This is a genomic window from Ornithinimicrobium carbonis (genome assembly GCF_977012275.1).
The window spans coordinates 2,645,528-2,665,741 of record NZ_OZ348993.1 but is presented as its reverse complement, the minus strand read 5'-3'; the positions used below and the strand labels follow the sequence as shown (position 1 = coordinate 2,665,741).

21 protein-coding genes are annotated in these 20,214 nt (G+C 73.3%); 7 read left to right on the top strand and 14 right to left on the bottom strand.

What is annotated here, in order from left to right:
• Positions 1-59: 59 nt before the first annotated feature.
• Entirely contained in the window at positions 60-827 is a 768-nt protein-coding gene (fabG, locus tag ACWHYA_RS12210) for a 3-oxoacyl-ACP reductase FabG (RefSeq protein ID WP_425943504.1), read from the bottom strand.
• A 29-nt stretch (positions 828-856) separates the two neighbouring features.
• Between fabG and ACWHYA_RS12205 the strand changes: the two genes are divergently transcribed.
• Genes ACWHYA_RS12205 through ACWHYA_RS12195 form a run of 3 tightly spaced genes read left to right on the top strand, consistent with a single transcriptional unit; the run spans position 857 to position 2,407 of the window.
• Positions 857-1,351 carry a DUF3099 domain-containing protein gene (locus ACWHYA_RS12205; RefSeq protein ID WP_431472942.1) on the top strand — a complete coding sequence of 165 codons (495 nt, stop codon included), beginning with the start codon at positions 857-859 and terminating at the stop codon, positions 1,349-1,351.
• Positions 1,348-1,602, top strand: coding sequence for a hypothetical protein (locus ACWHYA_RS12200; protein WP_425943508.1), 255 nt, complete (start codon positions 1,348-1,350; stop codon positions 1,600-1,602). The genes ACWHYA_RS12205 and ACWHYA_RS12200 overlap by 4 nt, the downstream gene beginning before the upstream one ends.
• A 10-nt stretch (positions 1,603-1,612) precedes the next feature.
• Positions 1,613-2,407, top strand: a complete 795-nt coding sequence (locus ACWHYA_RS12195; RefSeq protein ID WP_425943510.1) for an SURF1 family cytochrome oxidase biogenesis protein — start codon at positions 1,613-1,615, stop codon at positions 2,405-2,407.
• Positions 2,408-2,506: 99 nt separating this feature from the next.
• On the opposite strand, the gene ACWHYA_RS12190 is transcribed toward ACWHYA_RS12195, so the two are convergent.
• Positions 2,507-4,375, bottom strand: a complete 1,869-nt coding sequence (locus ACWHYA_RS12190) for an ABC transporter ATP-binding protein (protein WP_425943512.1) — start codon at positions 4,373-4,375, stop codon at positions 2,507-2,509.
• 54 nt (positions 4,376-4,429) lie between these two features.
• Positions 4,430-6,028 carry an ABC-F family ATP-binding cassette domain-containing protein gene (locus ACWHYA_RS12185; protein WP_425943514.1) on the bottom strand — a complete coding sequence of 533 codons (1,599 nt, stop codon included), beginning with the start codon at positions 6,026-6,028 and terminating at the stop codon, positions 4,430-4,432.
• Between the two features lie 163 nt (positions 6,029-6,191).
• On the opposite strand from ACWHYA_RS12185, the gene ypfJ reads away from it, so the two are divergent.
• Entirely contained in the window at positions 6,192-7,076 is an 885-nt protein-coding gene (gene ypfJ / locus ACWHYA_RS12180; protein ID WP_425943516.1) for a KPN_02809 family neutral zinc metallopeptidase, read from the top strand.
• Between the two features lie 160 nt (positions 7,077-7,236).
• Positions 7,237-8,580, top strand: coding sequence for a dicarboxylate/amino acid:cation symporter (locus ACWHYA_RS12175; protein ID WP_425943518.1), 1,344 nt, complete (start codon positions 7,237-7,239; stop codon positions 8,578-8,580).
• A gap of 31 nt (positions 8,581-8,611) precedes the next feature.
• On the opposite strand, the gene ACWHYA_RS12170 is transcribed toward ACWHYA_RS12175, so the two are convergent.
• The 9 genes from ACWHYA_RS12170 to ACWHYA_RS12130 are packed head-to-tail and all read right to left on the bottom strand — an operon-like array spanning position 8,612 to position 16,197.
• On the bottom strand, positions 8,612-9,253 hold the full coding sequence (locus tag ACWHYA_RS12170; RefSeq protein WP_425943520.1) for an acVLRF1 family peptidyl-tRNA hydrolase: 642 nt from the start codon (positions 9,251-9,253) through the stop codon (positions 8,612-8,614).
• Between the two features lie 28 nt (positions 9,254-9,281).
• Positions 9,282-9,605: a metal-sulfur cluster assembly factor gene (locus ACWHYA_RS12165; protein WP_425943522.1), complete on the bottom strand. Its 324-nt coding sequence runs from the start codon at positions 9,603-9,605 to the stop codon at positions 9,282-9,284.
• A 56-nt stretch (positions 9,606-9,661) separates the two neighbouring features.
• Positions 9,662-10,189, bottom strand: a complete 528-nt coding sequence (gene sufU, locus ACWHYA_RS12160) for a Fe-S cluster assembly sulfur transfer protein SufU (RefSeq protein WP_425943524.1) — start codon at positions 10,187-10,189, stop codon at positions 9,662-9,664.
• A complete protein-coding gene (locus tag ACWHYA_RS12155) occupies positions 10,189-11,553 on the bottom strand; it encodes an aminotransferase class V-fold PLP-dependent enzyme (RefSeq protein WP_425943526.1) in 1,365 nt (454 codons plus the stop codon). The genes sufU and ACWHYA_RS12155 overlap by 1 nt, the downstream gene beginning before the upstream one ends.
• 38 nt (positions 11,554-11,591) lie before the next feature.
• Complete coding sequence (gene sufC, locus ACWHYA_RS12150; RefSeq protein WP_425943528.1) at positions 11,592-12,347, bottom strand: Fe-S cluster assembly ATPase SufC; 756 nt, start codon at positions 12,345-12,347, stop codon at positions 11,592-11,594.
• Positions 12,348-12,396: 49 nt separating this feature from the next.
• Positions 12,397-12,735, bottom strand: coding sequence for a non-heme iron oxygenase ferredoxin subunit (locus tag ACWHYA_RS12145; protein ID WP_425943530.1), 339 nt, complete (start codon positions 12,733-12,735; stop codon positions 12,397-12,399).
• Complete coding sequence (gene sufD, locus ACWHYA_RS12140; protein WP_425943532.1) at positions 12,732-13,940, bottom strand: Fe-S cluster assembly protein SufD; 1,209 nt, start codon at positions 13,938-13,940, stop codon at positions 12,732-12,734. The genes ACWHYA_RS12145 and sufD overlap by 4 nt, the downstream gene beginning before the upstream one ends.
• On the bottom strand, positions 13,940-15,361 hold the full coding sequence (gene sufB / locus ACWHYA_RS12135) for a Fe-S cluster assembly protein SufB (RefSeq protein WP_425943534.1): 1,422 nt from the start codon (positions 15,359-15,361) through the stop codon (positions 13,940-13,942). Before sufB ends, sufD begins: the two co-directional genes overlap by 1 nt.
• A complete protein-coding gene (locus ACWHYA_RS12130; RefSeq protein WP_431472947.1) occupies positions 15,358-16,197 on the bottom strand; it encodes a helix-turn-helix transcriptional regulator in 840 nt (279 codons plus the stop codon). Before ACWHYA_RS12130 ends, sufB begins: the two co-directional genes overlap by 4 nt.
• Positions 16,198-16,297: 100 nt before the next feature.
• Here ACWHYA_RS12130 and ACWHYA_RS12125 point away from each other — a divergent pair, with 100 nt between their 5' ends.
• Entirely contained in the window at positions 16,298-16,993 is a 696-nt protein-coding gene (locus ACWHYA_RS12125; protein WP_425943728.1) for an ABC transporter ATP-binding protein, read from the top strand.
• Positions 16,990-17,811: an ABC transporter permease gene (locus ACWHYA_RS12120; RefSeq protein WP_425943538.1), complete on the top strand. Its 822-nt coding sequence runs from the start codon at positions 16,990-16,992 to the stop codon at positions 17,809-17,811. The genes ACWHYA_RS12125 and ACWHYA_RS12120 overlap by 4 nt, the downstream gene beginning before the upstream one ends.
• 267 nt (positions 17,812-18,078) lie before the next feature.
• On the opposite strand, the gene ACWHYA_RS12115 is transcribed toward ACWHYA_RS12120, so the two are convergent.
• Both ACWHYA_RS12115 and ACWHYA_RS12110 read right to left on the bottom strand, forming a co-directional pair.
• The gene (locus ACWHYA_RS12115) at positions 18,079-19,107 is read right to left on the bottom strand and encodes a COX15/CtaA family protein (protein WP_425943540.1); all 1,029 of its coding nucleotides are present in this window, start codon (positions 19,105-19,107) and stop codon (positions 18,079-18,081) included.
• A 69-nt stretch (positions 19,108-19,176) separates the two neighbouring features.
• A complete protein-coding gene (locus ACWHYA_RS12110; RefSeq protein ID WP_425943542.1) occupies positions 19,177-20,148 on the bottom strand; it encodes a heme o synthase in 972 nt (323 codons plus the stop codon).
• Positions 20,149-20,214: the final 66 nt, after the last annotated feature.

The following is a 20,214-nucleotide window of genomic DNA, read 5'->3' as shown; positions in this document are numbered from 1 at the left end:
ACTCTAGTGCGTGGCCGCCCGCAGTCGTCGGAGGCGGCGTGACCGGGACGGACGCGCCGTCAGTGCCCCATCCCCAGCCCACCGTCCACCGGAACCACCGCACCGCTGATGTATGCCGCGTCCGGCCCGGCGAGGAAGCGCACCACGTGCGCGACCTCCTCGGGGGTGGCGAAGCGGCCGGCCGGGATCTGCGAGAGGTAGGTCTTCTGGAGGTCCTCGGGCAGCTCGTCGGTCATCTCGGTCCGCACGAACCCCGGCGCCACGACGTTGGCGGTGATGCCGCGCCCGCCCAGCTCGCGGGTGATCGAGCGCGCCAGCCCCACCAGCCCGGCCTTGGAGGCCGCGTAGTTGGTCTGCCCGGCCGAGCCGAGCAGCCCGACGACGGAGGAGACGAGGATGATCCGTCCGGCCCGGGCCCGGATCATTCCCTTGACCGCCCGCCGGGCACAGCGGAAGGCCCCCGTGAGGTTGGTGTCCAGGACCGCCTCGAAGTCCTCGTCGCTCATCCGCATGAGCAGCCCGTCACGGGTGATGCCCGCGTTGGCGACGAGCACCTCCACGGGCCGGCCGAGGATCTCCTCGGCCCGGGTGAACGCCGCGTCCACGCTCTCGCTGTCGGTGACCTCGCAGCGCACCCCCTGCAGACCCTCCGGCGGCTCACCGCTGCGGTGGGTGACCACCACGTCGTGGCCGTCCGCGGCGAAGGCCCGGGCGATGGCCAGCCCGATCCCGCGGTTGCCGCCGGTGACGAGGACGGCCTGGGGCCTGGGCCCGGCGGCGTCGGCGGAGGGGGCGGCGGACTCGGTGGCGGGGGTGGGAGCACTCACGGAGGTCACGGTAGTCGTATCGTGGACAGGTGCCCACCCCTGCCAGACCCGGCCCGGCGAGGCGTCCCGTCCAGGCGGTGACGTCGGCCCGTGCGTCGGTGGAGGCCGACCGCAGCCGCCGGATGCGCAGCTACCTGGTCGCCATGGGGATCCGGACCGCCTCCTTCCCGCTCGCGGTGTGGGCCATCGTCTCGGAGTGGTACCTCGTCGGCTCGCTGCTCGTCGCGGCGGCGGTCGTGCTCCCCTCCGTGGCCGTCATGGTGGCCAACGCGGTCGACCGCCGGACCAGCGTGACCGGGCCGGCACCCCTGTCCCCGGTGCGGGGGCTGGGGCCCGCCCCCGCTCCGGGACCGGTCTCGGGCGCGGCCGACGAACCCGGGTCCGGTGACCCCGCGACCGGTGCGGCCGCGGGCCGCCCGTCCGGGGTCGCAGACCGCCCCACCGCGGACGACGACGGCCCGATCGTGGGCACCGTGGTCTCCAGCCGTCCGCTGGACGACCCGGAGCACCGGGAGGCCTCGTGACCGGCGGGCTCCTCGGCGGACCGGGCCCTGGACCGCTCCCGCCGGACCGTCTGGCCTGCAGCGCGAAGGGCTGCCGCCGCCGCGCGGACTCGGCGGTGCGGTGGCGCAACCCCCGGCTGCACGACGCCGACCGGCGCAAGGTGTGGCTCGCCTGCCCCGACCACCGCGAGCACCTGCGGGACTTCGTCCAGCTGCGCGGCTTCCTCATCGACGTGGTCCCGGTCGAGGACCTCACGGAGGCGGACGGCTGAGGTGCTCTCCGTGCTGCGGCGACCCCGGTGGATCGCCTACCTCCTGCTCGCCGTGCTCTTCGGCGTGGCCGCCGCCGGCCTGGGGGCGTGGCAGTGGCAGCGGCACCAGGAGAAGGTCGAGCGCCGCGACCTCGTCGAGGCCAACTACGACGCCCCGGCCGTGCCCCTGGGCGAGGTGCTGCGTCCCGACGGGACCCTGCCGCCGGACCAGCAGTGGCGCCGGGTGCAGGTGGAGGGGGAGTATGCCGCCTCCGACCAGCACCTCGTGCGCAACCGCCCCTATCAGGGCGTCTTCGGGTACGAGGTGCTCGTCCCGCTGGCTACCGGGGAGGACGCCGCGCTGGCGGTGGACCGAGGCTGGGTCCGGAACGCGGAGACGGCGGCCACCGAGCCCGAGGTGCCCCCGCCTCCCGCCGGACCGGTGACGGTCACCGGGTGGCTGCGTCCCTCGGAGCCGGACCTGGGCCGGGACCTCCCGGAGGGCCAGCTGGCCTCCGTCGACGTGCCCGGGCTGGCCGGGGCGACCGGGCAGCCGCTCGTCGGGGCCTACCTGATCCTGGAGGCCGAGGAGCCGCCCCCGACGGACCGACCCGCGCCGCTGGCCCGTCCGGACACCCGGCTCGGTTCGCACTTCGCCTACGCGCTGCAGTGGTGGCTGACGGTGCCCGTGGGGCTGGTGCTCGTCCTCGTCATGGCGCGGCAGACCGCGCGTGAGGAGCGGCGGGGCGAGACCGCCGACGACCGGGCCTCGGCGCGCAGCAGCCGGCCGCGCAGGGTGCGGATCTGGGACGAGGAGGACGCCTGAGGACCACTCCCGGAAGGGGGCTCACTCCGGCGAACGAGGCTCACTCCCGCGAACGGGGGCTCACTCCCGCGAACGGGGGCTCACTCCCGGAACTGGGGCTCACTCCCGGAACTGGGTGTCGTGCAGCGTCCGGTAGAGGCCGCCCTCGGCGAGCAGCTGCTCGTGGGTGCCCCGCTGCACCACCCGGCCGTGCTGGAGCACGAGGATGAGGTCGGCGTCGCGCACGGTGGAGAGCCGGTGGGCGATGACGATGGACGTCCGACCGGCCAGGGCCTGGTCCAGGGCGCGCTGGACGGCTGCCTCGGACTCGCTGTCCAGGTGGGCCGTCGCCTCGTCGAGGACGACGACGGACGGCGACTTCAGCAGCAGCCGGGCGATCGCCAGCCGCTGCTTCTCGCCGCCGGACAACCGGTGGCCGCGGTCGCCGACGACGGTCTCCAGCCCGTCGGGCAGCCGCCGGACCAGGTCCTCGATCCGGGCGCCGCGCAGGGCCTGCCACAGCTCCTCCTCGGTCGCCGAGGGGCGGGCGTAGAGCAGGTTCACGCGCACGCTGTCGTTGAACATGTGCGCCTCCTGGGTGACCACGCCCACGGTGCGGCGCAGCGAGTCCATCGAGGCCTCGCGCAGGTCCACCCCGCCGATCCGGACCGCTCCCCCGGTGGGGTCGTGCAGGCGGGCCACCAGGTTGGTCAGCGTCGTCTTGCCCGCCCCGGAGGGCCCCACGAGGGCCACCATCGACCCCGCCGGCACCTGCACGTCGACGTGCTCCAGCACCGGACGCCCGTCCAGGGTCTCCGCCTCGGGCCGCTGCTCCAGGGAGGCCAGGGACACCTCGTCGGCCGCCGGGTAGGCGAAGGACACGTCCTCGAGCGCGACCCCGACCGGACCGTCGGGGATGTCCACCGGGTCGTCGGCCTCGCGGACGAGGGGTCGCAGGTCGAGGACCTCGAAGATCCGCTCGAAGGAGACCAGCGCGGTCATGATGTCGACCCGCACGTTGGACAGCGCGGTCAGGGGTCCGTAGAGCCGCGACAGCAGGGCGGCCATCGCGACGAGCGTGCCGACGGTCAGCTCACCGGCCACGGCCATGAGCCCACCCATGCCGTAGACGAGCGCGGTCGCCAGCGAGGCGACCAGGCCCAGACCGGCCATGAAGACGACCCGGTTGACCGCGATGGCCACCCCGGCGTCACGCACCCCCTTGGCGCGCACGGCGTACTGCGCGTCCTCCTCCTCGGGCCGGCCGAAAAGACGCACCAGGAGGGCACCGGCGACGTTGAACCGCTCGGTCATCCGGGTGTGCATGTCCGCGTTCAGCCCCATCTGCTGACGGGTCAGGGCCGAGAGCCGGGCACCCATGAACCGCGCCGGGACGAGGAAGATCGGCAGCAGCAGCAGCGCGAGCACGGTGATCTGCCAGCTCATCGACAGCAGGGCCGCGAGGATGAGGACCAGCTGGACGACGTTGCTCACCAGGCCCGAGAGGATCGAGGTGAACGCCGTCTGCGCCCCGATGACGTCGCTGTTGAGCCGGCTGACCAGCGCTCCGGTCTGGGCCCGGGTGAAGAAGGCGATCGGCTGGCGCAGGACGTGGGAGAAGACCTCCGCGCGCAGGTCGAGGATGAGCCCTTCGCCGATCCGCGACCCCAGCCACCGGCTGACCACGGTCACGAGGGTCTCCAGGAAGGCGATCCCGGCGACGACCAGTCCGAGCCGCACGACCACGTCCCGGTCGCCGACCTCCACGCCGTTGTCGATGATCTGCCGCAGCAGCAGCGGCACGGCGGTGACGAGCACGCCCGCGAGGATGGTCAGGGCCAGGTAGACGACGATCTCGCGCAGGAACGGGCGGCCGTAGCCCAGCACCCGCCGCGCGGTGCCGGCCTCCAGCCGGTGGTCGCGGACGGAGGGGTCCTTGGTGAAGCTGCGGTAGGTCATGCCCCCGCGCATCCCGGTGCCGATGGTCATCCGCGCTCCTTCTCCGGCGCGCCCGGGGGGGGCGTGCCGCTCGTCCGTGGCCGGTCAGGCCAGCGCGATCAGGTCCTCGTAGTCCCGTCCCCAGAGGTCCTCGACCCCGTCGGGGAGCAGCAGGACCCGCTCGGGCTCGAGCGCCTGGACCGCGCCCTCGTCGTGGCTGACGAGGACGACCGCACCCTCGTAGGAGCGCAGCGCGGACAGGACTTCTTCCCGGGAGGCGGGGTCGAGGTTGTTGGTGGGCTCGTCCAGGAGCAGCACGTTGGCCGCGGAGACGACGAGGATCGCCAGGGCCAGCCGGGTCTTCTCCCCGCCGGAGAGCACGCCGGCCGGCTTCTCGACGTCGTCCCCGGTGAAGAGGAAGGACCCGAGCACCTTGCGGGTCGCGGTCTCGTCGAGGTCCGGCGCGGCGGACTTCATGTTCTGCAGCACCGACCGGTGCACGTCGAGGGTCTCGTGCTCCTGGGCGTAGTAGCCCAGCTTGAGCCCGTGGCCGGGCACGACCTCGCCGGTGTCCGGCGCGTCCACCCCGGCGAGCAGGCGCAGCAGGGTGGTCTTGCCCGCCCCGTTGAGGCCCAGCACCACGACCCGGGAGCCGCGGTCGATCGCCAGGTCGACGTCGGTGAAGATCTCCAACGAGCCGTAGGAGCGGGAGAGCCCCTCGGCGGTGAGCGGCGTCCGTCCGCACGGCGCGGGCGTGGGGAAGCGCAGCTTGGCGACCTTGTCGGACGCCCGCTCCCCCTCCAGCCCGGCGAGCATCTTCTCGGCCCGGCGGGCCATGTTCTGCGCCGCGACGGCCTTGGTCGCCTTGGCGCGCATCTTGTCGGCCTGGGCCATGAGGGCCGCGGCCTTCTTCTCGGTGTTGGCCCGCTCCCGGTGCCGGCGGCGCTCGTCGGCCTCGCGCTGGGCCAGGTAGGCCTTCCACCCCATGTTGTAGACGTCGAGCACCTGCCGGTTGGCGTCGAGGTAGAAGACCTTGTTGACGACCGTGTCGATGAGGCTGACGTCGTGGGAGATGATCACCAGTCCGCCGACGTAGCTGCGCAGGTGGTCGCGCAGCCAGACCACCGAGTCCGCGTCCAGGTGGTTCGTGGGCTCGTCCAGGAGCAGGGTGGAGGCCCCGGAGAAGAGGATCCGCGCCAGCTCGATCCGCCGGCGCTGACCGCCGGAGAGGGTGTGGAGCGGCTGGGCCAGCACGCGGTCGGGCAGACCGAGGGAGCTGGCGACCGACGCCGCCTCCGCCTCGGCGGCATACCCTCCCCGGGCGGTGAACCGGGCCTCCAGGCGCCCGTAGCGCTCCATCGCCTGCTCGCGCACCTGGCCCTCCCCGGCGGCCATCTGCTCCTCGGCGCGGCGCATCCCGCGGATCACCTCGTCCAGGCCGCGGGCCGAGAGGATGCGGTCGCGGCCGAGCACGCCCAGGTCGCCGGTGCGCGGGTCCTGCGGGAGGTAGCCGACGTCCCCCGTGCGGGTGACGGTCCCGCCGGCCGGATCGCCCTGGCCGGCGAGGATGCGCGTCAGCGTGGTCTTGCCCGCCCCGTTGCGGCCCACCAGACCCACGCGGTCGCCCGGGCCGACACGGAAGGAGACGTCCTCCATGAGCAGGCGGGAGCCCACGCGCACCTCGACGCCGCTGGCGGTGATCATGGCGGGTCCCTCCTCCGGGGCGCGACGACGACCCCGGGCGGGATCAGGACGTGGATGGTGGTCGGCCCGCACCTGTGGGTGCGGCGCGGCGACCAGGGTGGTTAGTCTACGCGCTAGGCGTGCGGTCGCCCGACCGGCGCAGGAGAACGGCAGAGGCGGACAGATGACCTTCAGGGAGAACGCCAACATCGGCTCGGGCGCGGCCCGGCGCGGAGGTGGCGGCGGCGGCGGCCTGGCCGTCGGCGGCGGCATCGGCACCGTCCTGCTCGCCCTGGTCGTGATGCTCTTCGGCGGCGACCCGGGCGCCATCCTCGGCGGTGGGGGCGGTCAGACGCAGTCGTCGGCGGAGAACGTCGAGCTGGCCGAGTGCCAGACGGGGGCCGACGCGAACGAGGACGTGGACTGCCGGATGAAGGCCACGATGGTCTCCCTCGTGGACTACTGGGACCAGGTCGCCCCCGACGCCGGGGCCACCGAGGCCATCATCTTCACGGGCCAGGTGAACACCGGCTGCGGCACCGCCAGCAGCCAGGTCGGCCCGTTCTACTGCCCGGTGGACAGCACGATCTACCTCGACACCGGGTTCTTCTCCCAGATGGAGAGCCAGCTGGGAGCCGACGGCGGCAACTTCAGCCAGATGTACGTCCTGGCCCACGAGTACGGCCACCACGTCCAGAACTACACCGGTGCCCTGCGCGCGTCCCAGCAGGACCAGCAGGGCCCCGAGTCCGGCGCCGTCCGGGTCGAGCTCCAGGCCGACTGCTTCGCGGGGGCCTGGGCGGGCAACGCCACCCGCACCCGCGACGCCGACGGCAACCTGCTGCTGGAGCCGTTGAGCCGGGAGGACATCGAGTCCGCCCTGTCGGCGGCCGCGGCGGTTGGCGACGACTCCATCCAGGAGCGCATGCAGGGTCAGGTGACCCCGCACACCTGGACGCACGGCTCCTCCGAGCAGCGGATGGGCTGGTTCATGCGCGGCTACGACTCGGGCGACCCGAACCAGTGCGACGTGCTCAACGCCGGCAGCGTGGACGACTACGACGCCTGACCGCTCATAACTGGTGACTCAGATCACCATAAGCGAGCGGAATGACCAGCGGGTGCGGGCAGTTGGTCCCCGGTGTCGCACCGACGTCCGGGACCAGCGCGAGCGTCCTGGGCGGGTGCGGCACGGCATCCCTGTCCGTCCGCCCCGAAAGGCCGCTTACGTGCTCTCCCGTCTCCCCCGGGTGTCCTTCGGCACCCAGGTCCTCATCGGCCTCGTGCTCGGTGTGGTGCTGGGCCTGGTGGCCCGCGCCACCGGCGCCAGCGCCGAGAACCCGACCTGGCTCTCCGAGACCCTCGCCATCATCGGCTCCACCTTCGTCACCCTGCTGCGCACCCTGGTGCCGCCGTTGGTCTTCCTGGCCATCGTCTCCAGCATCGCCAACCTGCGCGAGGTCACCGACGCCGCCCGCCTGGCGTGGAACACCCTGCTGTGGTTCGCGATCACCGCTCTCGTCTCCGTCGCCATCGGCCTCGTCGTGGGGTGGGTCGTCGACCCTGCGCGCGGCGCCGGCGTCAGCGCCGCCGACGCCGCCGAGCCCTCCCGCACCGGCTCCTGGCTCGACTTCCTCACCGGCATCGTGCCGGCCAACGTGCTCGGCCTGGGCGCGCGCGGCGGCGACGACGGCGAGGTGTCGCTGTCCTTCAGCGTGCTCCAGATCCTCGTGCTGGCCATCGCGGTCGGCATCGCCGTCATCAAGGTGGGTCGGGAGGCCGAGCCGTTCCTCACCTTCACCCGCTCGGCCCTGACGGTCGTGCAGAAGGTCCTGTGGTGGGTCATCCTGCTCGCCCCGCTGGCGACCGTCGGCCTGCTCGGCAACGCGGTCGTGTCCTACGGCTGGACGACGATCGGCTCCCTGGGCCGCTTCACGCTGGCCGTCTACGTCGGCCTGCTGCTCGTCATCGGCGTGCTCTACCCGGTCCTGCTGCGGATGCACGGCCTGTCGGTGCGGCAGTTCTTCACCGGCGCGTGGCCGGCGATCCAGCTCGCCTTCGTCTCCCGCTCCTCGATCGGCACGCTGCCGGTCACCCAGGCGGTCACCGAGCGCAACCTCGGCGTCCCGCGGGCCTACTCCTCCTTCGCGGTGCCGCTCGGCGCGACGACGAAGATGGACGGCTGCGCCGCCGTCTACCCGGCGATCGCGGCGATCTTCGTCGCCCAGTTCTTCGGGGTCAGCCTGGGCGTGACCGACTACCTGCTCATCGCCTTCGTCGCGGTCATCGGCTCGGCGGCCACCGCCGGCGTCACCGGTGCCACCGTCATGCTGACGCTGACGCTGTCGACGCTGGGCCTGCCCCTGGAGGGCGTGGGCCTGCTGCTGGCGGTCGACCCGATCCTGGACATGGGCCGCACCGCGACCAACGTCGCCGGGCAGGCGCTCGTGCCCACGATCGTGGCCAAGCGTCAGGGCATCCTCGACCGGGAGCGCTACGACGCCCCCCGCGAGGGCGACCCGTGGCGCCGGGACGACCGCGACGCCGTCGAGCCGGTGGCCGTCGCCGGCTGAGCCCGCCCGACGCCCCCGGCCCTGCCCCGGGTCAGGCGTTGTGCACCGTCACCCGCACGGCCCGCCCCCGGCGGACGGCCTCCTCCAGGACCGACCGCCGGGGGTCCGGCACGTCCCACAGCTCCCTGCGGGGTATGCCGTGCAGCCGGGTCCGCGGCCCCGTCGCCACCGTGTCGAGCACCTGGGCGGCCAGGGTCCGGTCGCCGCCGAGGACCAGCCCGGCGACGGCACCGGTGCGCCGCTCCCCCTCCTCGAGGACGCGCACGGCGTGGCCGACGACCCCCTCGACGAGGGCGTCGGCCTGGTTGGCCCGGCGGCGGGCGTAGCGCTGCTGCGACCACCCCCCGGCGGCGGTCCGCGACTGCACGTGGCGGGTGCCGGTCTTGGAGGCGGGGAGCGAGGCGTCTGGGGCGGCCAGGCCCACGGCATACCCTCCGCGCCGGACCAGCAGCACGAGCAGGGCCGGGGGGAGCGCCCACTCCTGTGTCGCCCGCTCCCCCGTGGCCGCGCGCCAGGCGGTCAGGCGCGCCCAGGACCCGTCGGCCGCCCGCACCAGCCACGACGACGGGGAGGTCCCCCGCCCGTCGTCGACGGACCAGGTGACCTCCCCGTGGGAGTCGGCGAAGCGGTCGAGCCAGCCGTCCAGGCGCTCGGGCGCGACGTCGACCGTCACGTCCGGGCCGTCCGCCCGGCCCACCGGCTCAGACGTTGAAGCCGAGGGCGCGCAGCTGCTCGCGGCCGTCGTCGGTGATCTTGTCCGGTCCCCACGGCGGCATCCACACCCAGTTGATGCGGTGGCTGGCGACCAGACCCTCGAGGGACTGGGCGATCTGGTCCTCGATGACGTCGGTCAGCGGGCAGGCCGCCGAGGTCAGCGTCATGTCGATGACGACGTGGCTGGCGGCGTCGACGGTCACGCCGTAGACGAGGCCCAGGTCGACGACGTTGATCCCCAGCTCGGGGTCCACGACGTCACGCAGGGCCTCCTCGATGTCCGCCACGTTCGGCGGTGCGGTGGTCTCCATGGGTTCCTCCATCAAAGGGGTCGGTGGTGCTCGGTCCGGCCTCGTGGGCCAGTCTCTCAGGATCTGGGCGTGCTGTCCCGGCCGGCGCCGGTGGCCGTCCGGTCCGACCCGGGCCCGGGGCCCGCGTCGGTGCTGGCGGCCGAGATGTCGGCCCCCGCCCGGGCGAGGGCGTCCAGGTAGGCGGTCCACGACAGCAGCGCGCACTTGACGCGGGCGGGGTAGCGCGCGACCCCGGCGAAGGCGACGGCGTCGCCGATCTGCTCGGGGTCGCCCGGGTCGGTGCCCCGGCTGGTCAGCATGTCGTGCAGGTGGCGGTAGGTCGCCAGGGTCTCCACGACCGGCCGGCCGATGGACTCCTCGGCCAGCACCGAGGCCGAGGCCACGGAGATGGAGCAGCCGAGGGCGTCGTAGGAGACGTCCTGCAGCACCGCGTCGCGCCCCTCGCCGACCACGTGCACCCGCAGGCTGATCTCGTCGCCGCAGGTGGGGTTGACGTGGTTGACCTCGACGTCGTAGGGCTCGCGCAGCCCGGCGTGCTGGGGCCGCTTGGCGTGGTCGAGGATCAGCTCGCCGTACAGGTCCATCAGGCCGCTCCCGTCCGGAAGATCGTGGGCACCCGGTCCAGGGCGTCCGTCCAGGCCTCGATCTCCTGCGGCGTGGTGTACAGCGCGAAGCTGGCCCGGGTGGAGGCGGGCACCCGCAGGCGGCGGTGCAGGGGCCAGGCGCAGTGGTGCCCGGTGCGCACGGCCACCCCGGCGTCGTCCAGGACCTGACCCACGTCGTGGGGGTGGACCTCGTCGACGACGAAGGACACGCAGCCCACCCGCTGGCCCGGGTCGCCCGGGCCGAGGACGCGCACCCACGGGCGCTCGGCCAGCGCGGCCAGCGCCCGCTCCATGAGCATCGTGTCGTGGGCGCGCACGCGGTCCAGGCCCCAGCCGGAGAGGTGCTCCAGCGCGGCGGCCAGGCCGACGGCCTGGGCGGCCATCGGCACGCCGGCCTCGAACTTGGCCGGCGGCGGGGCCCAGGTCGAGCCCTCCATCCGCACGACCTCGATCATCGATCCGCCGGTGAGGAAGGGCGGCATCGCCTCCAGCAGCGCGCGGCGGGCCCACAGGACCCCGACGCCGGAGGGCCCCAGGGTCTTGTGGCCGGTGAACACCAGGGCGTCGATCCCCGACCCGGGGGCGGTCAGCGAGGTGATGTCCAGGTGGGGCGCGCTCTGGCAGGCGTCCACGACGACGAGCGCGCCGACCCGCCGGGCGGCGGCGACGACCGGCGAGTCCGGGCCGAGGTCGTTGAGCGTCCCGAGCACGTTGGACACGTGGGTCAGCGCCACCACCCTGGTCCGCTCCCCCACGACCTCGTCCGGGTCGCCCAGGTGACCGTCGTCGGTGACCCCGATCCAGCGCAGGGTCGCGCCGGTGCGCCGGCACAGCTCCTGCCAGGGCACGAGGTTGGCGTGGTGCTCCATCTCGGTGACCACGACCTCGTCGCCGGGGCCCAGGCGCAACCGGTCGGCCCAGGCCTCGTCGACGCCGTCCATCGCGCCGGGCGCGGCCGCGTTGGAGAAGGCGTAGGCCAGCAGGTTCAGGCCCTCGGTGCCGTTCTTGGTGAAGACGATCTCACCGGCGACGGCACCGAGGAAGCGGGCCACCGTCTCCCGGGCGCCCTCGAAGGCCTCGGTGGCCTCCTCAGCCAGCTGGTGGGCACCGCGGTGCACGGCGGCGTTGTGCTGCTCGTAGAACTCGCGCTCGGCGTCCAGCACCACCCGCGGCTTCTGCGACGTCGCCCCGCTGTCGAGGTAGACGAGGGGCCGGCCCCCGCGCACCGTGCGGCCCAGCAGCGGGAACTGCGCGCGCATGCGCGTCAGCTCGGTGCTGCTGAACGGCCGGGGGGTCGCGGAGGCGGGCTCCGCGGTGCCCGGGTGCGTGGTGGGCCGGCCCATCGTCATACCTCCTCGGCGGGGGTGGGGTCCGAGGGTCCTCAGACGCCCGCGGTGAGGAAGCGGTCGTAGCCCTCCTCCTCCAGGCGGTCCGCGAGGTCGCGGCCCCCGGACTCGGCCACGCGGCCGTTGACGAACACGTGCACGTAGTCCGGCTCGATGTAGCGCAGGATGCGGGTGTAGTGGGTGATGAGCATGACGCCCAGGCCGGTGGACTCCTTGACGCGGTTGACGCCCTCGGAGACGACCTTGAGCGCGTCGACGTCCAGACCGGAGTCCGTCTCGTCGAGGATCGCGATCCGAGGCCGCAGCAGCTCCATCTGGAGGATCTCGTGGCGCTTCTTCTCACCGCCGGAGAAGCCCTCGTTGACGTTGCGCTCGGCGAAGGCGGGGTCCATCCGGAGCAGCTCCATGGCGCCCTTCATGTCCTTGACCCAGTGGCGCAGCTTGGGGGCCTCGCCGTCGATCGCGGTCTTGGCGGTGCGCAGGAAGTTGGACACGGTGACGCCCGGCACCTCGACGGGGTACTGCATGGCCAGGAACAGCCCGGCCTGGGCGCGCTCGTCGACGCCCATCGCCAGGACGTCCTCGCCGTCGAGCAGCACCTGGCCGCTGGTGACGGTGTACTTGGGGTGGCCGGCGACGGCGTAGGCCAGGGTGGACTTGCCCGAGCCGTTGGGACCCATGATCGCGTGGGTCTCGCCGGAGCTGATGGTCAGGTCGACGCCGCGCAGGATCTCGGTGGCGTCGTCGTCGGCGACGCTGACGTGCAGGTCGCGGATCTCCAGGGTGGTCATGGTGCTCCTTGGGGAACGAAGAGGGGTATGGGGTGGGTGCGGGAGGAGGTCAGTCGGCGAGGGTGACCCAGACCTGGTCGCCCTCCAGCGTCACGGTGTGCACCGCGATCGGCTGGGTGGCGGGCAGGCTCCTGGGCTCTCCGGTGGTCATGTCGAACTGCGACCCGTGCAGCCAGCACTCGATGAGCTCGCCCTCGACCTCGCCCTCGGCCAACGAGACGTTGGCGTGGGTGCAGGTGTCGTCGAAGGCGTGCACGTGGCCGGCGGAGTCGCGGGCGATGGACACGCGGCGCCCGCCGAGGTCGGCGACGACCGCCCCGACCTCGGGCAGGTCGCCCAGGGCGCAGACGTGCACCGGCTCCGGACCGACGACGGCGGGCTGGCTCATGCCGTGGCCGCCCCGGTGGTGAGGGCCAGCTCCTCGTCGATGGAGGCCATGACGGTCTCGACGACCTCGGGCACGCCGATCTTGGCCACGATGTCGGCGAAGAAGCCGCGCACGACCAGGCGACGGGCCTCGTCCTCGGTGATGCCGCGGGACATCAGGTAGAAGAGCTGCTCGTCGTCGAAGCGACCGGTGGAGCTGGCGTGGCCGGCTCCGGCGATCTCACCGGTCTCGATCTCCAGGTTGGGCACGGAGTCGGCGCGGGCGCCGTCGGTGAGGACCAGGTTGCGGTTGAGCTCGTAGGTCTCGATGCCCTCGGCCTCCTTGCGGATCAGCACGTCGCCGACCCACACGGTGCGGGCGCTCTCGCCCTGCAGCGCGCCCTTGTAGGTGACCAGCGAGGTGCACCGGGGGGCGTTGTGGTCCACGAACGAGCGGTGCTCCAGGTGCTGGCCCGCGTCGGCGAAGTAGACGCCCAGCAGGGTGGCGTCGCCGCCGGGGCCGGCGTAGCGCACGTTGGAGTTGACCCGCACGATGCTGCCGCCGAGGGTGACGACGATGTGCTTGTAGGTCGCGTCCCGCCCGACGAGGGCCTCGTGCTGTCCCAGGTGGAGGGCCTCGTCGTCCCAGCGCTGCAGGCTGACGACGGTCAGGTCGGCACCGTCGCCGAGGACGACCTCGACGTTGCCGGTGTGGTCGCAGCTGCCGCTGTGGTCGAGGATCACCAGGGCCTTGCTGTGCCGCTCGGCCTCGATGACGTAGTGCGCGTTGCTGCGCCGCCCGGCGCCGCGGCCGTGCACCCGGACCCGGACCGGGTCGGGGTGCTCCACGTCGGCCGGGATGCGCAGGTGCAGCGCCTCGGGGGTGTTGGCGCTGGCGACGGCAGCGCCGCGGTCCTCCGGCACGAGGACGGTGCCGCGGGGCGCCTGGCCGGGGGCCAGGGTGCCGGCCACGAACGACTCGGGCGCCTCGACCGTGAACTCAGCCGCGGGTCCGTCACCCTCGTCCGTCGCCGTGTCGGAGAGCACGTTGCCCAGCCGGTCGACCGGGGTGAAGCGCCACTCCTCCTCACGGCCCGTGGGCAGCCCGAAGGCGTCCACGTCGAAGGACCGGGTGCGGGCCGCCCGCGACTGGTCGGGGATGCGGTGGTCCCCGCCCAGCTGGGCGGCGGGGTCCACGTGGGTCTTCTCGTCGATGAGCAGCGACATCAGCCGACGGCTCCTTCCATCTGCAGCTCGATGAGGCGGTTGAGCTCGAGGGCGTACTCCATGGGCAGCTCGCGGGCGATCGGCTCGACGAACCCGCGCACGATCATGGCCATGGCCTCGGTCTCGGACATGCCTCGGGACATGAGGTAGAACATCTGGTCCTCGGACACCTTGGAGACGGTCGCCTCGTGCCCCATCTGCACGTCGTCCTCGCGGACGTCGACGTAGGGGTAGGTGTCGGACCGGGAGATCTGGTCGACCAGCAGGGCGTCGCAGACCACCGAGGAACGGCTGTGGTGGGCCCCCTCGTTGATCTGGACCAGGCCCCGGTAGGAGGACCGGCCACCGCCACGGGCCACCGACTTGCTGACGATGGTCGAGGAGGTGTGCGGCGCGGCGTGCACCATCTTGGAGCCGGCGTCCTGGTGCTGGCCCTCTCCGGCGAAGGCGACGGACAGCGTCTCGCCCCTGGAGTGCTCGCCGAGGAGGTAGACGGCCGGGTACTTCATGGTGACCTTGGAGCCGATGTTGCCGTCGATCCACTCCATCGTCGCGCCCTCGTCGCAGGTCGCGCGCTTGGTGACCAGGTTGTAGACGTTGTTCGACCAGTTCTGGATGGTCGTGTAGCGCACGCGGGCGTTCTTCTTGACGATGATCTCCACGACCGCGCTGTGCAGGCTGTCGGTCTTGTAGATCGGCGCGGTGCAGCCCTCGACGTAGTGCACCGAGGAACCCTCGTCGGCGATGATCAGCGTCCGCTCGAACTGGCCCATGTTCTCGGTGTTGATCCGGAAGTAGGCCTGCAGCGGGATGTCCACCTCCACGCCCTTGGGGACGTAGATGAACGAGCCGCCGGACCAGACCGCGGAGTTCAGCGAGGCGAACTTGTTGTCGCCCACCGGGATGACCGAGCCGAAGTACTCACGGAAGAGCTCCTCGTGCTCGCGCAGCGCGGTGTCGGTGTCCAGGAACAGGACGCCCTTCTCCTCCAGGTCCTCGCGGATCTGGTGGTAGACGACCTCGGACTCGTACTGCGCGGCGACGCCGGCGACGAGCCGCTGCTTCTCGGCCTCGGGGATGCCCAGGCGGTCGTAGGTGTTCTTGATGTCCTCGGGCAGGTCCTCCCAGCTGGTGGCCTGCTTCTCGGTGGAGCGGACGAAGTACTTGATGTTGTCGAAGTCGATGTCCGACAGGTCGGCGCCCCAGTGCGGCATCGGCTTCTTGCCGAAGAGCCGCAGCGCCTTCAGCCGCTGCTCCAGCATCCAGGCCGGCTCGTCCTTCATGCCGGAGATGCCGCGGACGACCTCTTCGGACAGGCCGCGCCGTGCGGTGGCTCCCGCCACGTCGCTGTCGGCCCAGCCGTACTCGTAGGTGCCCAGGTCCTTCAGACCCGGGTTCAGCTCCTCGATGTTGGTGCTCATCGCTCAGACCTCTCGTCGGCGTGGTGGTCGTGGGTCGTGGTGCTCGGTGTCGTGCTGGTGGCGGCCGTGGGTGCTGCGCCGGCGCGGGGTATGACGTAGGGCCGGGCCCGCGCGCGCTCCTGCGGGGTGGGACCCCGGGTGCCGACGGCGCCCGTCGGCACGAACGTGGTGCACACGTGCTCCCCGCCGGCCAGGGTGGCCAGCCGCTGCACGTGCACCCCGAGGATGCGGGAGATCGCCCCGGTCTCGGCCTCGCAGAAGTGCGGGAACTCCGAGGCCACCGACCGCACGGGGCAGTGGCCCTGGCACAGCTGGATGCCGGCCGGCCCGGCACCGGGTCCGACCGGGCGGGCCGAGGCAGCATACCCCTCCTCGGAGAGGGCTGCGGCCAGGGCGGAGGCCCGCGCGTCCAGGTCCTCCGGGTCGGCGTCCGCAGCCTGCAGGTGACGCGCCATCGCGGTGCGCAGGCGACCCTCGAGCTCGACGACCTGCTGGTCGGCGAAGCTCTCGACGGCGCTCTCCCCCACCGTGTCGGCGAGGTAGTGCAGGGCGGCGGTGGCCACGCCGTCGTAGGCGGTGGTGAACTGCTCCTGGCCCTGCGCGGTAAGCACGTAGGCCCGGGCGGGACGACCCCGTCCGCGCGGCGCGCCGCCGGAGGGCACGTGCTCGACGATGACGCCGTCGTGCTCCAGGGCGTCGAGGTGGCGCCGGACGGCGGCGGCGGTCAGTCCGAGCCCCTTGGCCAGGGCGCTCGCCGAGACCGGCCCCTGCTCCCCCACGGCGCGGCGCACGCGGTCCCGGGTCCGGGACTCCGCCTGCACCTCGACCAAATTCACCATGCCATTGTGTCCTATTTCTGCTCCAGGTCCAAGCAGGGCGTCCGGCCACGACCAACTAGAGTTGCCGTCCGTGAGCGCTCCCCCTCCCACCGTGCAGATGGACGCGGTCGTCCGTCGGTTCGGGGCGGTCGAGGCGCTGCGCGGACTGACCTGGTCGGCCCGCGCCGGTGAGGTGACCTGCGTGCTCGGACCCAACGGCGCCGGCAAGACGACCGGGGTCGAGATCGCCGTGGGCCTGCAGCGGCCCGACGGCGGGACGGTGCGCGTCCTGGGCCAGGACCCCTGGGGCGCGGCCGCCGCCCACCGGGCGCGCGTCGGGGTGATGCTCCAGGACGGGGGCCTTCCGCAGTCGGTCCGTCCGGTGGCCCTGCTGGAGCACCTCGCCCGGTTCTGGGAGCGGCCCGCGGACGTTCCCGGGCTTGTCCGCCGGCTGGGCATCGACTCCTTCTCGCGCACGACGGTCCGTCGGCTCTCCGGCGGGCAGCGTCAGCGCGTCGCGCTCGCGGCGGCGCTCGTCGGCCGGCCCGAGGTCGCCTTCCTCGACGAGCCGACCGCGGGCCTGGACCCGCACGCCCGCCGCGAGGTGCACGCCATCATCACCGAGACCGCCGCCGACGGCTGCGCCACGGTCGTGACCACCCACTCCTTCGACGAGGCCGAGCGCCTCGCCGACCGCGTCGTCATCGTGGTCGCCGGGAGGGTGGTCGCCGACGGCACGCTGGCGGAGGTCGCCGGTCCGGAGGGGCTGGAGGCCGCCTACTTCCGGCTCGCCGACAGCGAGGCGGTCCGGTGACCGGGACCGCACCCACCGGGTCGGCCCCTCCGCCCGCCTCCCCGGCGTCGGCCGCCTCGCCGCCGGCCTCCCCGGCCCGCCGGGTGCTGGCGCAGGCCGGGTTCGAGACGCGCGGCCTGCTCAGCCACGGGGAGCAGCTCGTCGTCTCCCTCGTCCTGCCGCTGATGGCGCTCGTGGCCCTGGCACTGGTGCCCTATCCAGACCTGGCCACCGGACCCTGGGCCGGCCGGGAGCGCATCGACGTGCTGACGCCGGGGGTGCTGGCGCTGGCGGTGATGTCCACCGCCTTCACCGGTCAGGCGATCCTGCTCGCGTTCGAACGCCGGTGGGGGGTCCTGCGCCTGCTGGGCACCACCCCGCTGGGCCGCGGCGGGCTGCTCCTCGCCAAGGCCCTGTCCGTGCTCGTCGTCATCGCCGTCCAGCTCATCGTCCTCGGCGGGGTGGCCGCGCTGCTGGGGTGGCGACCCGGCCCGGGCGGTCTGCTGCCCGCCGCCGTGGTCGTCGTCCTGGGCGCCGCGGCCTTCGCGCTGCTGGCCGCCTGCCTGGGCGGGACGCTGCGGGCCGAGGCCGTGCTGGCCCTGGCCAACCTGGTCTGGGTGCTCCTGGCCGCCGGTGGTGGGGTCCTCCTGCCGGTCAGCTCGATGCTGCCGCCGGCCGTCGCCGCGGTCGTCGGGTGGCTGCCGTCCGCGGCCCTGGGCGACGGGCTGCGGGCGGCCCTCGTCGAGGGCCGGCTGGCCGTCGTCCCCGCCCTGGTGCTGCTCGCCTGGGCGCTGGTCGCCGGCCTCGTGGCCCGCCGCGCCCTGCGCTGGTCCGACTGAGCCCGGTCCGAGCGGACGGACCGAGCCCGGTCCGAGCGCCCCCGGCGTGTCGCGCACCGTGCCGTCAGCGTTGCGGCGTGTCGCGCGCTCTGACCCCGTTCCTGCAGCACGCGACACGCCGCAGCGGCAGTCGAACGGGCCGCAGACGGACGGCACCCACGGGCCACAGAGGGACGGCACCCACGAGGCCGCAGACGGACGGCCCGCACGAGGTCGAGGACGGTCGACCCCCACCCGCCGTCCGGACGAGACGGTCGCGGTCTGCCCTCAGACGGCCGTGGTCGCCCCGGTCCGGGCGTCGTCGCCGACCCCGTCGCCCGCGGGGGCCGAGACCGCATACGCCCGGTCGAGCACCGTGCCGACGACCGCGACGAGCACCGCCGCACCGACCAGGTGCAGGGCCACCGCGGCGACGGGGAGGCCGGTGAAGAACTGGTAGTAGCCGATCAGCCCCTGGACGATCAGCACGGCACCGAGGAGCGCGAACGACCGCCGCACCGGGGAGGGCCAGCCCTGCCGGGCGGCCAGGACCAGGCCCAGGACGGTGACCGCCAGCAGCAGGTAGGCCGGCACGCTGTGGAAGCGCGTGACGACGTAGGCGTCGAAGGTGTGCCGGGCCACCTGCCCGGAGTCCCCGGCGTGCGGGCCGGTGCCGGTGACCAGCGTCCCGACGTAGACGACGACGAACGCGAGGACGGCGACGGCCACCGCGGTGCCGCGCAGCCGGCCGGCCGACCGCCCGTGGACCTGTCCGGCGCGCTGCTCGAGGGCCACCTGCGGCAGGGACGCCCGCCGGGCCCGCCCCACCAGCACCGCGGCGACCGCGATCATCACCGCCGAGAGCATGAAGTGGATGCCGACGACCCACGGGTTCAGCCCGGTCCGCACGGTGATCCCCCCGACGACGGCCTGGACGACGATCCCGGCGGCGAGCGCCACGGCCAGGGACAGCATCCCCGGGTGGGTCCGCCGCGAGCGCCACACGGCCAGGAAGGTGAGGACGGCGATCGCCACGAGCAGGAAGGTCAGCAGCCGGTTGCCGAACTCGATCGCCCCGTGCAGCCCCATCTCCCGCGTGGAGGTCCAGGAGTCGTCGGTGCAGCGGGGCCAGGTGGGGCAGCCCAGCCCGGATCCGGTGAGGCGCACGAGCCCTCCGGTGAGCACCAGGAGCGCGTTGGCCAGGAGGGAGGCCCACGCGGTGGCACGCAGCCACCCGTCCGGCCGTGCGGGCAGCAGCCGGCCCAGCACGGACGTGAACCGGGTCGTGGTGGGGGTGGTCGAGGTCGGGGCGGTCATCGGGTCACGCTTCCAGGGGAGTTCCGACGGGGGCACCCGGGTCGCCGGGGCACGGAGGAAGGTCGGGGGTCACAGCGCCAGCGGGAGGTGGATCAGCGGGTCGACGGCGACCCCCAGGAAGAGCAGCGTCAGGTAGCTGATCGAGTAGTGGAACAGCCGCATCGCCCCCAGCGCCGGACCCGCGACCCCCCGGCGGGCGCGGCCCAGCAGCCGGTGCGACTCGACGACGAAGAGGGCGCCGGAGACGACGGCGACCACCGTGTAGATCCAGCCCATGGGGGCGACCGGGACCAGCACCAGCGAGGTGAGCACGGTCACCCAGGCGTAGGCCACGATCCGCCGCCCCACGGCCACGTCCTCGGCGACCACCGGCAGCATCGGCACCCCGGCCGCCGCGTAGTCCTCGCGGAAGCGCATCGACAGGGGCCAGTAGTGCGGCGGCGTCCAGAAGAAGACGACGAGGAAGAGGATGACGGCCTCCCACGAGACCGACCCGGTGACGGCCGACCAGCCGATGAGGACCGGCACGCACCCGGCGACACCTCCCCAGACGATGTTCTGGCTGGTCCGCCGCTTGAGGATCATCGTGTAGAAGACGACGTAGAGCGCGATCGCGGCCAGGCCGAGCCACGCGGAGACCCAGTTGACGAGCAGGCCGAGCCAGAGCACCGACGCCACGCCCAGGACCGCGCCGTAGACCAGGGCGGCCCGCGGGCTGACGGTGCCGGTGACCAGCGGCCGGGCCGAGGTGCGGTTCATCTGCGCGTCGATGTCCCGGTCGAGGTAGCAGTTGAGCACGTTGGCCGACGCGGCCGCCAGGGTGCCGCCGACCAGGGTGGCCACGATGAGCCACACCGGCGGGACCCCCCGCTGGGCCAGGAACATCACCGGGAAGGTGGTCACGAGCAGCAGCTCGATGATCCGGGGCTTGGTGAGCGCCACGTAGTCGCGGAGCACGTCCCGCCAGGTGCGTCCTCGGGAGGCTCCGACGGTGACGTCGGCGGGTCCGTCGGGCGCGGGGCGCGGGTCGAGCGTGGTCACGGTGTCCTTCGGGTGGCAGGCGTCGTCCCCACGGGACGCTGACGTCCTTCGATGGTACCCGGGGCC

Bases quoted from the DNA above. Each gene is read 5' to 3' on its own strand.
- ACWHYA_RS12190 (WP_425943512.1), bottom strand. From the start codon at position 4,375: ATGACCATCGGCACCGGGATGCGCGGGGGCATGACCTACCGCAGCTTC.
- ACWHYA_RS12185 (WP_425943514.1), bottom strand. From the start codon at position 6,028: ATGATCACCGCCAGCGGCGTCGAGGTGCGCGTGGGCTCCCGCCTGCTC.
- ypfJ (WP_425943516.1), top strand. From the start codon at position 6,192: ATGACCTTCAGGGAGAACGCCAACATCGGCTCGGGCGCGGCCCGGCGC.
- ACWHYA_RS12165 (WP_425943522.1), bottom strand. From the start codon at position 9,605: ATGGAGACCACCGCACCGCCGAACGTGGCGGACATCGAGGAGGCCCTG.
- sufU (WP_425943524.1), bottom strand. From the start codon at position 10,189: ATGGACCTGTACGGCGAGCTGATCCTCGACCACGCCAAGCGGCCCCAG.
- ACWHYA_RS12155 (WP_425943526.1), bottom strand. From the start codon at position 11,553: ATGGGCCGGCCCACCACGCACCCGGGCACCGCGGAGCCCGCCTCCGCG.
- sufC (WP_425943528.1), bottom strand. From the start codon at position 12,347: ATGACCACCCTGGAGATCCGCGACCTGCACGTCAGCGTCGCCGACGAC.
- ACWHYA_RS12145 (WP_425943530.1), bottom strand. From the start codon at position 12,735: ATGAGCCAGCCCGCCGTCGTCGGTCCGGAGCCGGTGCACGTCTGCGCC.
- sufD (WP_425943532.1), bottom strand. From the start codon at position 13,940: ATGTCGCTGCTCATCGACGAGAAGACCCACGTGGACCCCGCCGCCCAG.
- sufB (WP_425943534.1), bottom strand. From the start codon at position 15,361: ATGAGCACCAACATCGAGGAGCTGAACCCGGGTCTGAAGGACCTGGGC.
- ACWHYA_RS12125 (WP_425943728.1), top strand. From the start codon at position 16,298: ATGGACGCGGTCGTCCGTCGGTTCGGGGCGGTCGAGGCGCTGCGCGGA.
- ACWHYA_RS12115 (WP_425943540.1), bottom strand. From the start codon at position 19,107: ATGACCGCCCCGACCTCGACCACCCCCACCACGACCCGGTTCACGTCC.